Source organism: Pectinatus brassicae (assembly GCF_014201835.1).
In the GTDB taxonomy this organism is placed as follows: Bacteria; Bacillota; Negativicutes; order Selenomonadales; family Selenomonadaceae; genus Pectinatus; species Pectinatus brassicae.
The window spans coordinates 18,798-38,768 of record NZ_JACHFH010000011.1 but is presented as its reverse complement, the minus strand read 5'-3'; the positions used below and the strand labels follow the sequence as shown (position 1 = coordinate 38,768).

The 19,971-nt window shown below is 34.7% G+C and carries 19 protein-coding genes and 1 pseudogene; 14 read left to right on the top strand and 6 right to left on the bottom strand.

What is annotated here, in order from left to right:
• The first annotated feature begins 8 nt into the window (after positions 1-8).
• The 10 genes and pseudogenes from thrC (at position 9) to HNR32_RS14455 (ending at position 11,431) form a co-directional block, all read left to right on the top strand.
• Entirely contained in the window at positions 9-1,496 is a 1,488-nt protein-coding gene (thrC, locus tag HNR32_RS05635) for a threonine synthase (protein ID WP_183860545.1), read from the top strand.
• Positions 1,497-1,630: 134 nt separating this feature from the next.
• Positions 1,631-2,254 carry a DUF47 domain-containing protein gene (locus HNR32_RS05630; protein ID WP_183860543.1) on the top strand — a complete coding sequence of 208 codons (624 nt, stop codon included), beginning with the start codon at positions 1,631-1,633 and terminating at the stop codon, positions 2,252-2,254.
• Positions 2,247-3,242, top strand: coding sequence for an inorganic phosphate transporter (locus HNR32_RS05625; protein WP_183860541.1), 996 nt, complete (start codon positions 2,247-2,249; stop codon positions 3,240-3,242). The genes HNR32_RS05630 and HNR32_RS05625 overlap by 8 nt, the downstream gene beginning before the upstream one ends.
• An 82-nt stretch (positions 3,243-3,324) precedes the next feature.
• A complete protein-coding gene (locus HNR32_RS05620) occupies positions 3,325-4,947 on the top strand; it encodes a nucleoside kinase (protein WP_183860539.1) in 1,623 nt (540 codons plus the stop codon).
• A 122-nt stretch (positions 4,948-5,069) separates the two neighbouring features.
• Positions 5,070-6,062: an HlyD family secretion protein gene (locus tag HNR32_RS05615; RefSeq protein ID WP_183860537.1), complete on the top strand. Its 993-nt coding sequence runs from the start codon at positions 5,070-5,072 to the stop codon at positions 6,060-6,062.
• Between the two features lie 32 nt (positions 6,063-6,094).
• On the top strand, positions 6,095-9,652 hold the full coding sequence (smc, locus tag HNR32_RS05610; RefSeq protein ID WP_183860535.1) for a chromosome segregation protein SMC: 3,558 nt from the start codon (positions 6,095-6,097) through the stop codon (positions 9,650-9,652).
• Entirely contained in the window at positions 9,653-10,567 is a 915-nt protein-coding gene (ftsY, locus tag HNR32_RS05605) for a signal recognition particle-docking protein FtsY (protein ID WP_183860533.1), read from the top strand.
• 317 nt (positions 10,568-10,884) lie between these two features.
• Positions 10,885-11,055 carry an IS3 family transposase gene (locus HNR32_RS14090; protein WP_231038048.1) on the top strand — a complete coding sequence of 57 codons (171 nt, stop codon included), beginning with the start codon at positions 10,885-10,887 and terminating at the stop codon, positions 11,053-11,055.
• A 90-nt stretch (positions 11,056-11,145) separates the two neighbouring features.
• A pseudogene (locus HNR32_RS14460) lies at positions 11,146-11,283 on the top strand (IS3-like element ISEnfa3 family transposase); the annotation flags it as partial.
• A gap of 64 nt (positions 11,284-11,347) precedes the next feature.
• Positions 11,348-11,431 (top strand): IS3 family transposase, encoded by an 84-nt coding sequence (locus HNR32_RS14455; protein ID WP_375782632.1) that lies wholly within the window; start codon positions 11,348-11,350, stop codon positions 11,429-11,431.
• Positions 11,432-11,617: 186 nt separating this feature from the next.
• On the opposite strand, the gene HNR32_RS05595 is transcribed toward HNR32_RS14455, so the two are convergent.
• Entirely contained in the window at positions 11,618-12,094 is a 477-nt protein-coding gene (locus tag HNR32_RS05595) for a GyrI-like domain-containing protein (RefSeq protein ID WP_183860531.1), read from the bottom strand.
• 510 nt (positions 12,095-12,604) lie between these two features.
• Between HNR32_RS05595 and HNR32_RS14450 the strand changes: the two genes are divergently transcribed.
• Entirely contained in the window at positions 12,605-12,682 is a 78-nt protein-coding gene (locus HNR32_RS14450) for a putative holin-like toxin (protein ID WP_221300572.1), read from the top strand.
• Positions 12,683-13,201: 519 nt separating this feature from the next.
• On the opposite strand, the gene HNR32_RS14445 is transcribed toward HNR32_RS14450, so the two are convergent.
• The 3 genes from HNR32_RS14445 to HNR32_RS05580 form a co-directional block, all read right to left on the bottom strand.
• Positions 13,202-13,306: a ferredoxin gene (locus HNR32_RS14445; protein WP_196611008.1), complete on the bottom strand. Its 105-nt coding sequence runs from the start codon at positions 13,304-13,306 to the stop codon at positions 13,202-13,204.
• Between the two features lie 11 nt (positions 13,307-13,317).
• Complete coding sequence (hcp, locus tag HNR32_RS05585) at positions 13,318-14,946, bottom strand: hydroxylamine reductase (RefSeq protein ID WP_183860529.1); 1,629 nt, start codon at positions 14,944-14,946, stop codon at positions 13,318-13,320.
• A gap of 241 nt (positions 14,947-15,187) precedes the next feature.
• Positions 15,188-15,520, bottom strand: coding sequence for a cupin domain-containing protein (locus HNR32_RS05580; RefSeq protein ID WP_183860527.1), 333 nt, complete (start codon positions 15,518-15,520; stop codon positions 15,188-15,190).
• A gap of 238 nt (positions 15,521-15,758) precedes the next feature.
• On the opposite strand from HNR32_RS05580, the gene HNR32_RS05575 reads away from it, so the two are divergent.
• Positions 15,759-16,451 (top strand): Crp/Fnr family transcriptional regulator, encoded by a 693-nt coding sequence (locus HNR32_RS05575; protein ID WP_183860525.1) that lies wholly within the window; start codon positions 15,759-15,761, stop codon positions 16,449-16,451.
• A gap of 89 nt (positions 16,452-16,540) precedes the next feature.
• On the opposite strand, the gene HNR32_RS05570 is transcribed toward HNR32_RS05575, so the two are convergent.
• Together HNR32_RS05570 and HNR32_RS05565 are read right to left on the bottom strand one after the other, a co-directional pair.
• The gene (locus HNR32_RS05570; RefSeq protein ID WP_183860523.1) at positions 16,541-16,903 is read right to left on the bottom strand and encodes a P-II family nitrogen regulator; all 363 of its coding nucleotides are present in this window, start codon (positions 16,901-16,903) and stop codon (positions 16,541-16,543) included.
• A gap of 64 nt (positions 16,904-16,967) precedes the next feature.
• Positions 16,968-18,338, bottom strand: a complete 1,371-nt coding sequence (locus HNR32_RS05565; RefSeq protein WP_183860521.1) for an ammonium transporter — start codon at positions 18,336-18,338, stop codon at positions 16,968-16,970.
• 477 nt (positions 18,339-18,815) lie between these two features.
• Between HNR32_RS05565 and HNR32_RS14075 the strand changes: the two genes are divergently transcribed.
• Positions 18,816-18,947 (top strand): hypothetical protein, encoded by a 132-nt coding sequence (locus tag HNR32_RS14075; protein ID WP_260162445.1) that lies wholly within the window; start codon positions 18,816-18,818, stop codon positions 18,945-18,947.
• Positions 18,948-19,025: 78 nt separating this feature from the next.
• Positions 19,026-19,943 carry a YitT family protein gene (locus tag HNR32_RS05560; protein WP_231038046.1) on the top strand — a complete coding sequence of 306 codons (918 nt, stop codon included), beginning with the start codon at positions 19,026-19,028 and terminating at the stop codon, positions 19,941-19,943.
• The last annotated feature ends 28 nt before the right edge of the window (positions 19,944-19,971 follow it).

The following is a 19,971-nucleotide window of genomic DNA, read 5'->3' as shown; positions in this document are numbered from 1 at the left end:
GGATAAATATGAAATACATCAGTACCAGAAATATCAATAATAAAGTATCAGCATCAGAGGCTATTATAAAAGGAATGGCTTCTGATGGCGGTCTATTCGTACCGGAAACTTTTCCGCAAATTGATAAAGAGTTTTTAATTTCTCTGCAGCACTGTTCCTATCAGGAACGGGCAAAAAAAATACTTGCATTGTACTTAAGTGATTATAGTGCTGAAGAAATCAGCACTTGTGTCGATAATGCCTATGGCCATAATAAATTTGATACAGCAGCTATTGCCCCAATAGTGAGCTTTAATGATGAGCATTGCCTTGAATTATGGCATGGACCAACCAGTGCCTTTAAGGATATGGCCTTGCAGCTATTACCGCAGCTTATGTCGACAGCCCTGAAGAAAACTAAAGCAGAAAATGATATTGTAATATTAGTAGCAACTTCTGGTGATACCGGAAAAGCCGCCCTGGAAGGATTCTGTGATGTCGATAATATAAAAATAATCGTATTTTATCCGCAGGAAGGCGTAAGCGATATCCAGCGCCGCCAAATGATTACGCAAAAAGGTAGAAATGTTGAAGTAATTGCTATTGAAGGAAATTTTGATGATGCTCAGTCTGGTGTAAAACGTATTTTTAATGATAATGCAATAAATGAATTATTAACTAGTAAAGGCTATAATTTATCATCAGCCAATTCAATTAATTGGGGTCGATTGCTGCCACAGATAGTATATTATTTTAGTGCTTATTGCGATTTAGTAAATACTAACGATATTGAAATGGGCCAAAAAATTAATTTTACAGTACCTACCGGTAATTTCGGTGATATTTTGGCAGGCTTTTATGCCAAAGAAATGGGATTGCCTGTTAATAAATTAATCTGTGCTTCTAATTCCAACAATGTATTAACAGATTTCTTTGCTACCGGCACATACGATAAAAAAAGAGAATTCTTCAAAACAATTTCTCCATCAATGGATATTTTAATTTCCAGTAATTTAGAACGCCTGCTGTTTCATATGGTTAATGATGACAAACAACTAAATACATGGATGAATGATCTGCAGACAAAAGGTACTTATACCGTCAATAAAGAAATTTTAGAAAAAATCACAGCTGTTTTTGCAGCTCAATGGCTTAATGAAGAAGATACTTTAACCACCATAAAAGATGTCTATGATAAATATAATTATGTTATTGATCCACATACAGCTGTAGCCTGGCATGCTGCCCAAGCTTATAAAAATTTGCAAAATGATGATAGTTGTATGGTAGTATTATCTACGGCCAGCCCTTATAAATTTAACGATAATGTGTTAAAAGCATTAAATATTGAAGTTTCCGGTAAAGATGAGTTTACACTTTTGGCTGAATTAAAAAAATATAATAAACAAAATATCCCAGCTGGATTAACTGCTTTAAATGGCGCAGCTACAATACATTCCGGCATTTGCCAACCTGAAAAAATGGCACAAGCAATAAAAAAATATTTAAAAATTTAAGGGATATATGAATTAGTGTATTGTATAATCCTAAGTAAATATTGTAAAATGATTATTAAGGCATTGTAAAAGCGTGCTTAAATTTTTACAATATCTAAATAATTGTTTGCTGTTGCATACTTGGGAGGAAGTCTATGTTTCTTGTAAAAAAGAATACGGAATTTTATGACCTGTTCGCTCAAAGTGCCGAATATTTTCATAAAGGCGCTTTAATTATCAATGAGGTAATGTCTGATTATAGCAGAGCTGAAGAAAAAATGCGGACCATTACTGATTTGGAACATGCTGCTGATGATATCAATGATAAAATTATTGATAAACTAAATCACACATTTATAACTCCGATAGATCGCGAAGATATTTATGCTATTGCCAATGGTCTTGATGATGGCGTAGATTTTTTGCAAGGGACACTACAACGTGCGATAATGTACCGTATTGATGAGATACGGCCGACAGCTCTAGAAATGTCACAATTGCTGATTGAAGCAACTGTTGATATTAGTGAGGTTTTCAAATTACTGCATAAATTGCAGCATAATGAAAAGAAAATCTTAAATTACACCGCACGGATAAGTAAATTGGAAAGTGCTGGAGACAAACTGTATCGTGAAGAAGTTGCACAATTATTTGCTACAGTAAAAGACCCAATTGAAATCATAAAATGGAAAGATATCCTAGAGTATCTTGAAAATACGTTGGATCATTGCGAATCGCTTGCAGACATGATAAGAGGCGTGGTAATGAAATATGCATGAACTCCAAATAATAATGATCTTAGTTATTGCCCTAGCTTTGGTTTTTGACTTTATAAATGGATTTCATGATACTGCCAATGCTATAGCTACTTCAGTATCAACCAGGGCTATGAGCCCTCGTATTGCAATTATAATGGCAGCTATATTAAATTTTTGCGGAGCCATGTATAGTACTGGTGTTGCCCATACCATTGGGGGCGATATCGTTAAGTCGGCTGAGCATGTCAATGAATTAATATTAATAGCTGCTTTAGCCAGTTCAGTTATATGGAATTTATTAACTTGGTGGCTGGCTCTGCCAAGCAGTTCTTCACATGCCCTTGTCGGTGGAATAATCGGTGCCGTACTTATTTCCACAGGAACGGTTGGGCTTAATTACTGGGGAATAGGTAAAATTATCTTAGCATTAGTTTTATCTCCGTTATGTGCAGCGATAGTAGGTTGTATCATAATGACCCTGTTATTTATGATATTTGGGAAATGCCGACCATCAGCAATAAATAATCGCTTTAAGAAAATGCAGATTTTGTCAGCTGCAATGATGGCTTTTTCGCATGGATCCAATGATGCCCAAAAATCGATGGGGATTATCACCTTAGCACTATTAAGTGCCGGCTATATAAGTGTATTTGAAGTACCTACCTTCGTAAAAATTATGGCAGCGGTTTCCATGGGTTGTGGTACTGCTATTGGTGGGTGGAAAATAATCAAAACGGTTGGCGGCAAAATATTTAAACTTGAACCAATTAGTGGTTTTGCTGCTGATTTAAACTCTTCACTGATAATTTTTTCTGCAACATTGATGTCCTTACCTGTAAGTACCACTCATGTTGTTTCTGGTTCTATAATGGGCGTAGGAACTGCTAAAAGAATAAAGGCTGTTCGTTGGGGAGTAGCACAGCAAATGGCTGTTGCCTGGGTATTGACAATTCCAGCTACAGCAGCGCTGGCTGCAATCATTTATAAATTTTTAAAATTATTTTTTTAATTGAATAGTAATTATTTTAAAAGTCTAAAAAAGTATTCACTGCTTTAGGCTTTTATTTATTATTGAAAAGAGTTGAATAATTATGGTTCCTAATCATGTTAATCAAAAAATATCGTATTTGCTTAATGATAAAAAAAATAAATATACTCAGCCCATACTGGCAGTAAAGGTAAATAATACCCTGCGTGATTTGCAATCATCATTTAACGCCACAGAAAATATCGAATTTGTTGATATGCATTCCAGCGAAGGAATTATTATCTACCGTCGCAGTGTTTTATTTCTGCTAATGGCAGCCTTAAAACAATCATTTCCCCATGCACATATGATTGTGGAGCATTCAGTAAATCATGGTATGTTCTGTCGCATTACACCACAGGAATTAGTTACACCGGAAAATATTAAAAAAATTTCAGATTTAATGCAAAATATGATTAAACAACAGCTGCCTATTATAAAAAAAACATTAAGTAAAAAACAAGCTATTGAATTATTTCAAAAAAAGAATCAACTAGCCAAAGTAGCTTTAATAAAATCCTTAAAACAAGACGAAGTCAGCATTTATTATTGTGATAATTATTATGATTATCTCTATGGGCCGATGCTCCCAAGCACAAAGGATTTAAATTTATTTGCTATTGATCACTATGCCCCAGGGATAATAGTGCGTACGCCTAAAATAACAGCACCTGACAAATTGCCACCGCAAGAAAATCAGGAAAAATTAGCGGCATTATTATCTGAAGCTGACAAATGGGCTAATATACTTCATTGTGATTATGTCAGTAGTTTAAATAGATATATAAAGAAAAATCAAACTGGTGAACTCATACGCATCTCCGAAGCCCTGCAGGAAAAAAAGATTGCACAAATTGCCGATAATATTGTAAAAAACATGAGTCACGCGCGTGTTATATGCATTGCCGGCCCCTCTTCCTCTGGAAAAACAACATTTGCCCAAAGATTACGCATACAATTATTAGTAAATGGCATAAAGCCTGTATCATTATCAATTGATGATTATTTTCGTGATAGAGAAGAAACACCGCGTAATGAAAATGGCGAATATGATTTTGAATCTTTTAATGCCATTGATAAGGAGCTTTTAAGCAAAGATATTTTGCAGCTTCTTGCTGGAAAACAAATAAATATTCCCAAATATGATTTCATTAGCGGACAGAAAAAATGGAATGGTGATTATCTACAGCTGCAAAATTATCAGCCAATAATAATTGAAGGAATTCATGGGCTTAATCCAGAATTAACCAATTTTCTGCCAACGGATGCTGTCTATAAAATATATATAAGTGCCTTGACCCAGCTGGGGATTGACGATCATAATAATATACCTACAACGGTAGCTCGACTGATCCGTCGTATTGTGCGCGACTATCAATTCCGCGGATCTTCCGCATTAAAGACTATTAAACAATGGAAAGAAGTCCGTGCCGGCGAGGAAAAGAATATTTTTCCTTATCAGGAAAATGCCGACATAATGTTTAACTCTGCCATGATTTACGAATTGGCCGTACTAAAAAAATACGCTTATCCACTATTAGAAAAAATAAGCAGCAATGTGCCAGAACACAGTACTGCTAAACAGCTTTTAGATTTTTTAAATTTCTTTAAGGATATTTATAATGAAGATGACATCCCTAATAATTCGATTTTGCGGGAATTTATTGGAAAATCATGTTTCTTTTGAAATAATACTGTCTAAAACAACAAAGATTTGTTAAAATATACTGTATTAGAAAATCAATATCATCCGTCCATAACAATAATTCATACTATGTGCTAATGGATATTCATTTAGGAGGCTCAATTTTGGAAACTGACATTAGTCGAAAAATAGCACCAATAATAAAATTTGCGTTACCCATGCTTTTAATAATAATCCTCGGTATTAATTTTGGTATATGGGCTTATTCTCATTACCATCGACATATATCTTTCTATGACGTTCGTGTCGTAGGGACATTAGTTAATAATAAAACTTTAACTAATGGTACCTTGGAAAAAGTACTAATAAAAGATGGACAAAAGGTAAAAGCCGGACAAGCTTTAGCACAAATAAAACCAAATGTTACACAAAAGGATATTGAAAATCTGCAGCAGGCTGTACAAAAAGCGCAGGAACAGTATGACAATATGGTAGCTTTAAGTAAAAGCAGCACCACTAGAACAGTGGCCCATTCATCCGGACCGTCAGCAGCTGACTATAATCAATACCAAGCAGCTGCCGCGCAAGCCAGTAAAATGCAACAATTATATTCTATAGGAGCTGTCAGCCGAGCAGAATATGAAGCAGCTGCTGCGGCAGCAAGTTCAGCTCAGGCAGCTTTGAATGCCAGTCACACAACACAGGTCGTAAACACTGTTCCTAGCGGCGTAACAGCTAAGGACATTGAGACGGCTAAAACTCGTTTAGAACAGACCAAGCAAGCACTGGAAACTGCCCAAAAAAACACTAATTTAGTTTCTTTAGAAGCTGCTGCTGACGGAATTTTATATTATACCAATATAAAAATTGGCAGTAAAATAACTGCCGGTGAAAATATTTTCAATATTGGTACATCAGATTCGATGTGGCTTGAAGCTAAAGCAGATAAACAGCAAATAGTTAATATAAAAAAAGGGGCTTATGCTGACTGCAGTATTAATGGCAAAGACATAAATGGCACAGTTGCGGACATAATTGCCCCTGCAGGAAAAGAGAAAAAATATATAATAAAAATATTTATCCCTTCTGATAAAATGGACGGCATTAAACCCAATATGCTGGCTACTGTTAATATTGCCATACAAAACAATGCCTAATAATATTATATAAAGACAGCAGGTGAAGATAGTTGCTATTAAAAAGACTGGAAGCTTTTGGCTTTAAATCTTTTGCTGATAGAATTGAAATAGAATTTGATAAAGGCATAACTAGTATTGTTGGGCCTAATGGCAGTGGGAAAAGCAATGTAACTGATGCTATACGCTGGGTATTAGGCGAACAAAACATTCGCAGTTTACGTGGCAATAAAGCCGAAGATATTATTTTTACTGGTAGTTCCCTGCGCAAACCTGCGGGAGCTGCTGAAGTATCACTTACTTTTGATAATACTGACGGTAAACTACCTTTAGAATTTCAGGAAATAACAATTACCAGACGTTTATTTCGCTCAGGTGAAAGTGAATTTTATATCAACAAAGCACGCTGCCGCTTAAAAGATATTTATACATTATTTGCTGATACTGGTCTGGGGAAAGACTCCATTAGTGTTATAAGCCAGAATAAAGTCGATGACATCTTAAATGCCAAGCCGGAAAATAGGCGACTATTATTTGAGGAATGCGCAGGCATTACCAAATATCGTGATCGTAAAAAAGAAGCAATGCGCAAACTGGAAAGCACCAAGCAAAATGCTATTCGTATCAATGATATAATTGGTGAAATTGAAAAACAGCTAACACCCTTACAGGAAGAAGCTAAAAAAACACGCGAATTCAACGAGTTAAAAGCACAATATGATAAATATAAATTATCATATATTTTAGCGATATTTGAAAAATTTTCCGCTGCTGAAAAAGATATTACTGAGGCTCTGCAAAAGTTGCAGCAGGATAATGATAATTCCGATATCAATATTGAAACGCTTGATAGTAAAATAAGTACATCAGAAAATAATATTGCTTTAACGGAACAAAATTTAAATAATGTTGAACAAAATAATAGGAAACTTACTCAGGAAATTGAACGTAATCGCAGTAAATGCACTGTGTTAGAAGAACGAGTAAAGCAAAACAGCCATTCACTGAATTCCCTGAAAACAAATTATGAAGTCAGCCTGCAGGAAAAAACAGCGGCTAATGAAAATTTGCAAAACTTACAACAAGATATTACCAAATTACAGCAACAAAAAATCGCTGATGAAAAAGCTCTGGAAGAAACTAATACAGCTATTGGTAATTTGGAAAAAAATATAAAACAGCAAGAAAACATACTGACAGAATTAAAAAATCAATCTGTCCAGAAAATACAAGCTGTAAATGACAAAGAACGGCAAATTGCTCTTATTGATCATGATATTACAGAAAAAACACGATTATTAAAGCAGCGTCAAGCTGATGGGCTGCAATTAGCTACTAATATAAAAGAGCTTAAGTTAAAAATAACAGCAAGCCAAGACGCTTTAAATACATTGATTGATCAGCAAAAAACAGCTGCTGACCAGTTAATACAAGATAAACAGCGGCATATTTCTCTACAGGAAGAACATCATTTATTACAGGTAAACGGCAATGAGCTTAACCAAAATATTGATCGTGTTAATGAACGTGTCAAGATTTTAAATAATATGCAAAAAGCCTATGAAGGCTTTGGCAAAGGCGTAAAAAAAGTGTTAACTGCCTCTGAACAATTATGGCATAAAGATATTTGCGGCTCAATTGCCGAATTAATAAAGGTGGAGTCTGATTATACAACAGCTATAGAAATAGCATTGGGCGCAAGTATGCAAAATATTGTCACAACCAATGACATTGCTGCAAAACAAGCAATTGCCTATTTAAAAAAAGAAAAGGCCGGACGGGTAACTTTTCTGCCATTAACCACTGTAAAAGCTAAAAATAATCGACCACAAATTACGATAAACAGCCAAGGTTTTATTAATTTTGCTGACAGATTAGTTCAAACAGCAGATAAATACCAGCCAATTATTCAAAGCTTACTAGGACGTACTATTGTTGTTGATACAATTGACAACGCCTTGCTACTAGCAAAGCAGCATAATTATACACTGCGCATTGTCACATTAGGCGGTGAAATTTTACATGCAGGTGGTGCTATTTCCGGCGGTAGTATTCGTCGTGAAATAAGTTTTCTCAATCGCGAAAATGAAATACGTGAACTGGAAATAAAGAACCAGCAGACAATCAGCCAGCTATTACGCAATAAAACCCAGCAGGGACAGATATTATCTTCAATAAATAAAATAGAAGATAATATCGATAAGGCTAATGATTTATTGCAAAAAAATTCATTATTGACGGCTCAGCAAAAAATCAGTTTACAGCATTTGCAGGAAAAATTAACCGAACTTGATAATAGTGTTAAAAGCTTAAATTACAGCAGCAATAACATTCAAGAGGAAATAATAAAACTACAAACTTCACAGGCAACAGCAGAAGAAGAATTATTAACACTGCAGGCCAAAAATATTCACGAACAGGATAATTCTGCGCAGATAACTGCTAAAATTAATGAATACACTTTGCAGCAAAAAGACCTGCAAAAATCTTTATTACAACAAACAGCCCAATTTGCAGCTGTTGAACAAACACTGTCTGGTAATAAAGAAAAAAAGGACTTACTGCAAAATGAATATAATCGTTCATCAGCAGCTTTAGAAAACAATAAACTCGAGCAAGCCCGTCTGCAAATAACCATTGATGAGAGTCTTAATGAATTAAACGAGTTAAAAATTTCCAGCCAAAATTTACAGCAATTAAATCAAACTGGCCGTGAAGAATATGATAATATCTATAAACTCTTAATGGATAAGAGAGTCCAGCATAAAGAGTATTTATCTCAACGCAAAGAGTTGACTGATAAGGTTAATAAACTGCAGGAAAATATTCACCAGCTTGATTTAAAGGCCACTAAAATTACTTTTGAATTAGAACAATGTGAAAAACAACTGCAAGAACAATATAATTTATCACCACAGGCGGCCGCAAATTTTAAAGAAGATTTGCCCGAAGACCTTTTAGCAAAAAATATCAAACAAATGGATATGGAATTAAAGCAAATTGGTGATATTAACCCAAATGCTATCAAAGAATATGATGCCCTCAATGAACGTTATCAGTTTATGAATACCCAAATACAGGACCTCAAAACTGCCAGAATTGATTTAGAACATATTATTGAACAAATGGATGTTACTATGGCTAAGCAATTCCAAGAAGCATTTACAACTATCCAGGGCTATTTCAATGATATTTTTATGAAACTATTCGGTGGTGGACAGGCAAAACTACTGCTAACCGATAGCGATGATGTATTGAATGCCGGTGTTGATATAATGGTTCAGCCACCGGGCAAAAAAAATCAAAATCTGGCATTATTATCGGGCGGCGAACGGACATTAACCGTTATTGCCTTATTATTTGCCTTTTTACAATATAGCCCCGCACCATTTTCTGTACTCGATGAAATCGATGCACCTTTGGATGAAGCCAATATTGGCCGCTTTGGAATATTTTTACAAGATTATGCTCTAAATACACAATTTATTATAGTAACACATCGTAAAAAAACAATGGAAACCGCCGATGTAATGTATGGTATTACTATACAGGAAGCCGGCGTTTCTAAAGTCGTTTCCGTAAAAATGGAAGACACGGAGGAAAATGAATAAATGGGATTTTTTGATAAACTAAAAAACAGCTTAAATAAAACAAGAAAATCTTTCACAGAAAAAATAGAACAATTAGTTGTCGGCTATGCTGATATCGATGATGATTGCTTGGATGAACTAGAAGAAATCCTTATATCTGCTGATGTTGGTATTAAAACCACCATGAAGCTTATGGAAGATGTTCGCCTTGGTATTCGCAAAAAAGAAATAAATTCACCTGAGGATCTACGCCCATTTTTGATAAAACGAATCAGTGAAATATTAATAACAGGCGAAAACACCACGGTAGTAGCCGCTGCACCACCAACCATATTTCTTGTAATAGGAGTTAATGGTGTTGGCAAAACGACAACTATTGGTAAATTGGCCAGGTATTATAAAAATCAGGGAAAATCCGTTATGCTGGCAGCAGCTGATACTTTCCGTGCCGCTGCTATCGACCAATTACAAATATGGGGGCAAAGAGCCGATGTCGATGTAATTGCCCATGAAGAAGGTTCTGATCCGGCAGCAGTTGTATTTGATGCTGTACAGGCAGCTATAGCCCGTAAAACGGATATCTTATTAATTGATACAGCTGGTAGATTACATAATAAATCAAATCTAATGGAAGAATTAAATAAGATATATCGCGTCATAAAAAGAGAAGTTCCGGCAGCACCACATGAAACCTTATTGGTATTAGATGCCACTACCGGACAAAATGCCATTCATCAGGCAGAACTGTTTACTAAGACTGCACCAATTTCTGGTGTAGTACTTACCAAGCTTGATGGTACTGCTAAAGGCGGTGTTGTGATTGGTATTAAATCACAATTATCAATGCCGGTTAAATGGGTAGGCGTTGGTGAAGGTGAAGATGACTTACAGCCATTTATTGCTGAAGATTTTGCCAAAGCATTATTCGAAAGCTAATTAAATCATAAATACTGCTAACAAAAAGAGCACTCGATATTTTGTACCGACCCCCGAAAGTTAGACTTAAAGAAATTTAACTTTCGGGGGTATTTGTATGGCAAAATATAGCTTCAACTTAAAGATGAAAATCTTACAGGAGTATCAATAAAGAAAAGCCGGTATTAAAACACTCGCTAAACAACATAGTATTACCAGCTGCACGAGCGTGCGAAAATGGGTAACCGCCTATCAGGAGTTTGGAGAAGAAGGATTTCTACGTAACCGTCAACAGATGAAATATACTTTTCAATTCAAGCAAAATCCTGTAGAAGAGATTGGAGCACACACCGAAAGACCAGCTGCTGCGAGATAAAATCCTTGCATTACATGCTGCTGAGCATAAGGATTTCGGCTACCGACGTATCTGGGGATTCCTGCGGCAGAATGGAATCACAGTCAACAAGAAGCGCATCCAGCGTATCATGAGCAGCTTTTCCTACAAGTAACGTCTTATACGCACAAAAGCCCTATAAGGAAACTGTCGGCAAAATCGCTTCCTAGACGTAATATCGGACTGCAAGTATCGGAGAACGTTCCACTCGGATCAAGGCTGGGGATATCAGATGAAAGCATAGCAAAAGCGACTCAAGAAAGAACAAATATTTCAGAGCATGTCACGGAAGGGAACTTGTCTTGACAACAACATGGTGGAAAACTTCTTCGGGCTGCTGAAAGGAAATCTATTACGGATGCACCTATGCAAGCTTTGAGGAATTGAAAGCGGCCATCGATCAATGAATTGACTATTATAATACGAAACGTATCAAGCAAAAGCTAGGCTGGCTTAGTCCCATAGAATATCGACTAGCCAACGTAGCATAGAAAAAGCGTAGCAGCATGATGGCCGCTACGCTCAGGTCTAACTTTTTGGGGTCACTTCACTTTTTTATACTCATCGAGTACTCTTTTCATATCTAAAATTATGTTTTTATAGGGCTAAATCAATTTATACTAGGGGGCTCGCCAGCAAAACGCAGATTTCGTACGCTAAGCAATTTTTTCCTACATCTAATCTTTAATAGCAATATATATATCAACTTGGGCATAATCAACATTTGAACATCGTTGGTCGTATAGCTCAAAATCCGTTGAATAAGATCTTTTTTTCTTTAAGTCATCGTCTAACCAGATTTGTGTCCATTCGTTTATGACGATATCTGGAATTTTCCCAATAGCAGAAGTGATAATTGCGTAACGAGATGAAGGAATTGTTCTCCCCACCATTCCCTCGGGAATGCAACTTAAGTCTTTAACTTTTGCACCTATGAAATAAGTATAATATCCATTTTCATCTGATTCATAATCTGTGTAGACTGATAAAATATGGTTTTCATAACGGTTCGAAATTTTACTTAACATTTCTGAGTAAAAAGTTTGTACCAGCTTCGGAATTTTTCCTTTACCGTTTATTTCATTTTCATTTTTTGTTGTTTCCTCAATACCAATTAACATTATTGACTCAATAGTGTTAGTTTGTAAATTCATTTTAGGCCCTCTATCTTACATTATTTATGCAAAGTAATTATTTTATTTTCATTTATCTGGCTGGAATGAACAATGTGCATATATTATTTTCCACTCAGTCTCTAAGCATTCTAAATATAAAGTAGCTCTTTACTGCAGGATCTGGAAAACTTTTGTACTTTAAATAAAGCATAAGCATGCAGCTTTTTTTGTAGAACCAGTAGCATTAATGTTAGTGCCCCATTTTTTAAGTGACGATGATGTTAAATCATATTCTTTAATAATTTCATTCTACGATTTTTCAATGTTATACAGTTAGACCATTTGATGCTTAAATTCAGTAGTAAATGTTCTTTTGGATTGTCTTTTCATCATGTAAATTTTCCTTTATTTTCTAATTCATTTATACATGATATTATCATTTTTATCCAGTTTATTGTAACCAATCCAGTTGATTATTTATTTTATAATATTATACTGGTTTTCATGGATAGTTGATCCGGCTTTTTCCTCTTTGGGGGAGGTGGCGCTATGAACACTTTTCAAGTATTATCTTTAATGATAAGCTTTGGAATACTCATTGTCGCTATTATTTCTGTCTGTAAATAAACAGAAATAAAGCCAGACATTAATTAAAGGCCCAGCTTTTTTCAACCTTAATCAATATTTGAGGAAAGCTGTGCCTTTCGCAGAGGCATAAACCAACTATCCTTTATTTATGTCCATAATAGCATAATATGCAATATGTTTCAATAGATTAATAACCAGGGTATCGGTCATCCCATTCATTAGTTTGCCCATATTTTTCAATCAAATCCCTGCTTATTTATGAAAAAATCACCCTTTAGACTTTTTCGACCTGCTCTGAAAACTCGAATGAAATCATTTTATATTTGAGGAGTATTTTACATACACTGTTTTATTATTCGGTTACAAATTATTTTGCCAGGCTACAATAATATATATGATAAAACATCTGTATAGTATACTTGCTAGAAAAAAATAGGGCTAACGCACACAGTTATTAATGTGCGTCAGCCCCATTTTTATTATTTTATTGTAATTACAGATACCGGACAGGCATCACACGCATCATGTACTGTATCCATTGCCTCTATTGGCGCAGTATCAACATAGCCTTGGCCCATCAACGCCCATTTGAAATACTTCAGGACATGTCGAAGCACAAAGTCCACATAAAATACAGCCATCTCTAACAATTTTTGCTATCATATATTTTCATCTTATGACATAAAAAATTTAATATCATCATCAACAGTTCCAATGCCGGCAATACCAAAATTATCTACTAAGACTTTTGCTACATTGGGAGATAAGAACCCAGGAAGTGTTGGACCTAAATGAATATTTTTTACTCCAAGATATAAAAGTGCAAGAAGTACAATTACGGCCTTTTGTTCGTACCATGCAATATTGTAAACAATTGGAAGTTCATTTATATCATCAACTCCAAAAATTTCTTTTAATTTTAAGGCAATTACAGCTAGTGAATAAGAGTCATTACATTGACCCGCATCTAATACTCTTGGGATTCCGCCAATATCACCTAACGGTAATTTGTTATATCTGTATTTTGCACATCCTGCTGTTAAGATAACAGTATCCTTTGGTAGTTTCTCTGCAAATTCGGTATAGTAGTCTCTTGATTTCATTCTTCCATCACAGCCAGCCATAACAAAAAACTTTTTAATTGCGCCTGATTTTACTGCATCTACAACTTTATCGGCAAGTGCAAATACCTGCTCATGAGCAAAGCCACCGGTGATAGTTCCGGTTTCGATTTCTGTTGGTGAAGGCAATGTCTTAGCCAATTCAATGATTTTGGAGAAATCTTTCTTTCCATTAGCATCTGCTTCAATATGCTGGCTGCCTGGATAGCCAGCAGCACCAGTTGTAAAAATTCTGTCCCTGATTTCTTCTTTTCTTGGAGGAACTATGCAATTTGTTGTAAATAAAATTGGTCCATTAAATGGTCCAAATTCATCAACCTGACGCCACCATGATCCGCCGTAATTCCCTGCAAAATTGTCATATTTTTTAAAGAATGGATAATAATGTGCCGGAAGCATTTCACTATGCGTATAAACATCAACGCCGCTTCCTTTGGTTTGTTCTAGTAACTGTTCAAGATCAGTCAAATCATGTCCGGAAATTAAGATTGATGGATTATTTCTTACGCCAATATCAACCGTAGTAATTTCTGGATTTCCATATTTTGATGTATTGGCTTCGTCTAAAAGTGCCATGGCGGATACACCAAATTCGCCAGTTTTCAATGTTAATGCAACAAGATCATCAGCAGAAAGTGCATCATTTAAAAGAGCTGCCAAAGCTTTATAAAGAAATCCATAAATATCGACATTTTCTTTGCCAGCATTTAATGCATGATGCGCATAGGCAGCCATACCTTTTAAACCATATGTGATCAGTTCTCGTAGAGATCTAATATCTTCATTTTCTGTAGCAAGAACGCCCACTACAGAAGCTTTTTTAAGCATAGAATCCCTGTCTGATACTATAAAAACTGCTGCATCATGAAGATCTGCATTATTTACTTTTGCTTTTAATTCATCACGGAGAGCCAGCATCTTTATAATTTGTTTTTCGATTGCATCCTCATCGAAATTCGCATTTGTAATTGTAATAAATAAGCTTTTCATCACTTCATGGTTAACTTCACTGATTGCAGCAATGTCTAAATTTCCTTTTATTACAATATTTGCAATTCCCTTACAGGAATAAATCAAAAGATCTTGTAATTTTGCGACTTCTTCTTTTTTACCACAGACCCCCTGAATTGTACAGCCTGTATTTTTTGCTGTTTCCTGACATTGATAACAAAACATACTCATAGAAAAAATCCTCCTTAAAATAATATTCTTATTAAAACTGGTGCATTTACAACTATTAATTAAAGTGCACCGGTATTTTTGGTATAACCATTCATCTAACTTTATTGATAGATGCTGAAATATAGTGGGAAAATTAAAATTATTCAAATGATATATAATTCATCGAAAACATCATAAACATTCTTTTGATAGTATTTCTATATTTTTTTACATTTTCCTGTTAATAGTTTAAGAAGTTATGTTAAAAAACTACAGTCAATAACATCTTAAACTGTTCCTGACTATATACTGCATGTGGAAGTTTTGCAGGCATTACAATTGATTCACCCTCATGCAATTCATAATCACTACCGTCAATGGTAATTTTTCCAACTCCATCTAAGCAGGTGACAAAAGCATCTCCAGCAGATTCATGAGAACCAATTTCTTCACCTTTATCAAACGAAAAAATTGTTATACTAACTGCTGAATTTTGTATCAGTGTTTTACTAATAATTTGACCTTCCTGATACGATATTTGGTCTTTGAGATTGATGATTTCAGCTTTTTTAATATTTTTCATAATTTCGGCCATATCATTTTCTCCATTCTTAAAAATTATAAACAGCTTTATTCTAAAAACTTTTAATATAGAAGTAGAACATATTTAAACTATTCATGTAAAATTTCTATAAAAACCGCATTTAGAATATTTAACGACCTCAGAGCATTTTTTCTGCTTGCTCTTTCTGCTGTAATTATAATAGAAGTTGTTGACTTTTTTTGTAGCTACTGCTACATTTTTTATATATTATTTTAAGGGAGACACAGTTATGGATGAAGTTTACTCAGTTTTATCAAGATGCACATTATTTGAAAATATTGGTGAAAGTGAATTTAAAAGCTTATTATCGTGCGTTAATTCATTTACCAAAAAGTTTAAACGTGATGAATATATATTTTTTGCTGGAGATGAAATAAATTACATAGGAATTTTAATTTCTGGTTCTATAGAACTCATCAAGGAAGATTTAGTAGGTACCCGATATATCATGGACTACCTTAGTCCCGCTGATATTTTTGCAGAAGGAATAGCCTGTACAAAAAAACATATTTCGCCAATTACAGTACGAACAAAACAAAATTCAACAGTATTATTTATCCCTTTCGATAAAATAATCAAAACATGTAGTAATTCCTGCGGATTTCATGTTCAATTAATCAAAAACATGATGCTTTTATTAGGTGAAAAAAATTATTACTTGAATCGGAAAATGGAGCTTTTAATGCTAAAAGGGTTACGTGAAAAACTCGCTACATTTCTTTTAGCTGAATCAAATAAACGTAACAGTCTTATTTTTGCTATCAGCCTAAATCGTAATGAATTAGCAGAGTATCTAAATGTCTCACGTACTTCTATGTGTAGAGAACTGGCTACGATGAAAAGCCTTGGAATAATTGATTATTATAAAAATTCATTTAAAATAATCTCCGTTGATTTACTTAAAGAAAATTTGATGAGATAAAATTTTATCTGATATTATAGCCAAATACTTTATAAAAAAAGGCTTGATACATGCAAATTATCAGCATGTATCAAGCCTTTTTATATCTATTATGCTTCGTTATCAGTAATAGCCTTAGTTCCCTGTGTACCTGTACGTATACGCATGGCATTATCAATTGTTGACACGAATATTTTTCCGTCACCAACCTGTCCAGTACACAAAACTTTTTGTGCCACTGACAATACTTGATCGACTGGGACATCACAAACAATTGTTTCTAATTTTATCTTTGGAACAAGGTTTATCGAATATTCACGACCACGATATACTTCCTTATGTCCCTTCTGCAGACCACAGCCATAAACAGGAATAACGGTCATCCCTTCAACCCCAATGCTATTTAAAGCACTTTTTAATTCTTCTAATTTATTAGCACGGGTTATAATTTCTATTTTTGTAATTTTAGACATTTTACTTACCCCCTAAAATTATATTTATTCTTTTCTATATTATAACAGAAACTGTAGCAAAATTTTAATTCATTTTATTAAATTCATTAGGCAGACCCAATGATTCACCAGTCATTATAGATTGAGAATAAGCACGTTCGCCATGTTCCACAATATCAATACCGGATGTTTCTTCTTCTTCATCTGCTCTAAAGGTTGTAATAGCATTTACAATCTTAAAGAGAACAAAAGAACCTATACCACCTAATAAATAAGCGACGATTATAGAAATTATCTGAGCAACCAACAAACCACCGTTGCCATAGAACAATCCATTAACACCTGCTGGATTTACTGCGGTAGATGCCCATAAACCAGTAGCAATAGCTCCCCAAGTACCACCAATACCATGAACCCCAAAAGCATCAAGTGAATCATCATAACCACATTTTGCTTTTAATACAGCAACAGCAAAGTAACATATTGCACCACCAACAAGACCGATGATAACTGCCGGTATCGGAGCAACAAAACCTGCGGCAGGAGTTATAGCAACAAGACCTGCTACACAGCCGGAAGCTGCACCTAAAATAGTAGGTTTACCATTATGCAGCCATTCACAAACAACCCATGATACTGTTGCCATTGCGGCAGCCGCCTGAGTAGTAACAAAAGCATTAGCTGCTAATTCATTGGCACCAAGTGCACTACCAGCGTTAAAACCAAACCAGCCAAACCATAAAAGTGCAGCACCTAAAACTGTCATTGGCAAGTGATGTGGCAGGATTGGCAATTTGCCATAACCACGTCTTTTTCCAATCAATAAGCATAAGGTAAGACCAGAAACCCCGGAAAGAATATGAATAACTAAACCACCAGCAAAATCAAGTGCTCCTAGAGCAAATAATTTACCGCCGCCCCATACCATATGAGCCATTGGGTTATAGATAAATATTGACCATAATAACGTAAACAATGCATATGCTTTAAAGCGAACTCTTTCAGCAAAAGCTCCAGTAATAAGTGCTGGAGTAATAACAGCAAACATACATTGGAAGATAACAAAGGCTAATTCAGGAATTGATGTACCAGAAACGATTTGTCCAGCTGTGCCTGCCAAACCTATTTTACTTAGTGAGCCAATAACACCAGGAATAAGTCCTGCTGAATCATCGCCAAAAGCCATTGAATAACCTAAAATAATCCATTCAACTGATATCATGCCAACAATAAAGAAACTGTGCATTATTGTTGCTAATACATTTTTACTTCTGACCATACCGCCATAGAAAAAACCAAGGCCTGGAGTCATAATAAAAACTAATGCAGCACTTATCAATACCCATGCTGTATCTCCAGCATTAACTTGTGGAGCAGGGCTAGCAGCAAAAGCTACCGGTGACGCTAATAACAGCGACATAAATGTTGTTAAAAATACAGACCAATGTTTTTTCATACAAAATCGTTCCTTTCTCTCATCGCGTAAAAGAAGTTACTATCATAATATAAGCAATACTGGATATATTATTTATAATTACCTTTTAATTTTTTGTTTTACGATAGTTTAGCGAAATATATTCTTTTACAAATTTATTACAATAAAAAAAGCGTAGTCTACATGCAGGGGATTCCCTGCGTGTAGGCTACGCTGCCTTTACGTATGATGTTATTGATTATATATTTTACAATTGTTTTTGTCAATAGTTTTTATTAATTTTTATAAACTATATAACTATATTTTTTTAGTAAATGACTGTAGTTCCTTCTTATTATTGTAAAAGTTAAAGTTTTTCTAATAAAGCAGTATATTATCATGTAGCAAATTTCCACTAACGCTCTCTGTTAAGATAGTACCTATCTTTAAAGTGCGTACTTACTTATTTTTCAGTAAAAACATATAATAAAAATATATTATATAAGGAAGTGCTTTATTATGAAATTAATTGAAATTGACGAAGAAAAATGTATCCATTCTAATGTATGTATTGAAAACTGTCCAGCACATATTTTGGAAAACTCATCAACTGGTATCCCAATTATAAATATATACAACATTTTATCGTAAATATGTTTTTAGAGATATAAATATAATAAAAAATGTGTTATATTTGAAATGTAATTATATATTTATGGAGGGTTACAATTGTTATTTACTGCTCACTTTAAACGCTATCTGCAAATTTTTGTTGGCTGCCTGTTAGGTGGTATTGCCATGAATATTTTTTTAATACCAGCCCAGTTACTATCAGGTGGTCTTAGCGGGATAGCAATGATGTTATATTATTTATTTAAACTGCCGATTGGGGTTCAGTTAATTGTTTATAATATACCTATTGTCTATATAGCGTATAAGGTTTTCGGTAAACTCTATGCCGTTGATACCATAGTAGGTATGGTATTATTTTCCGTCTGTGTAGATGCCACTAGGTTTTTAGGCAGTTACAATTTAGTAGATGATAGGATGCTTTGCTCTATTTTTGGCGGCGTGCTTGGTGGTATTGGTTATGGCCTTATTTTTCGAGCTGTATCAAATACCGGCGGTCTTGATGTTATCGGTGCGGTTATCAAAAAATATTATTCCTTTGATGTAGGCACGGCTATTTTTTTCTTAAATTTGGTAGTAGTTTTAATCGGGGTACTTATATTTAACTTTAAAACAGGGTTATTTACATTAATAGCAATGTATGTCTCTGGTGAAATAACCAATAAAGTTGTAGCTGGCTTTAATCGAAAAAAATCCATAACTATAATGTCACCGCAGGTGGAGAGAATGGCCCCGCTTATTATGCAGTATCTTAATCGTGGTGTTACTTTTTTTCATGGAGAAGGTGCATTTACCCGTCAGCCCAAAAAAGTGATGTTTGTCGTTGTCAGTCTTACTCAGGTCGGTAAAATTAAATCGATTGTTTATGCCTTAGATCCCAGCGCTTTTATGATAATATCAGATACATCAGATGTCGCTGGTCGCGGCTTTACGATGAAAAACGTTTTACCTCAGGAACTAATCGATGACCTTGCCATCGATCCGGAAGATGAAATAATCGAAGATGATGAACAATAACATATATTATTTATTGACATCAATATAT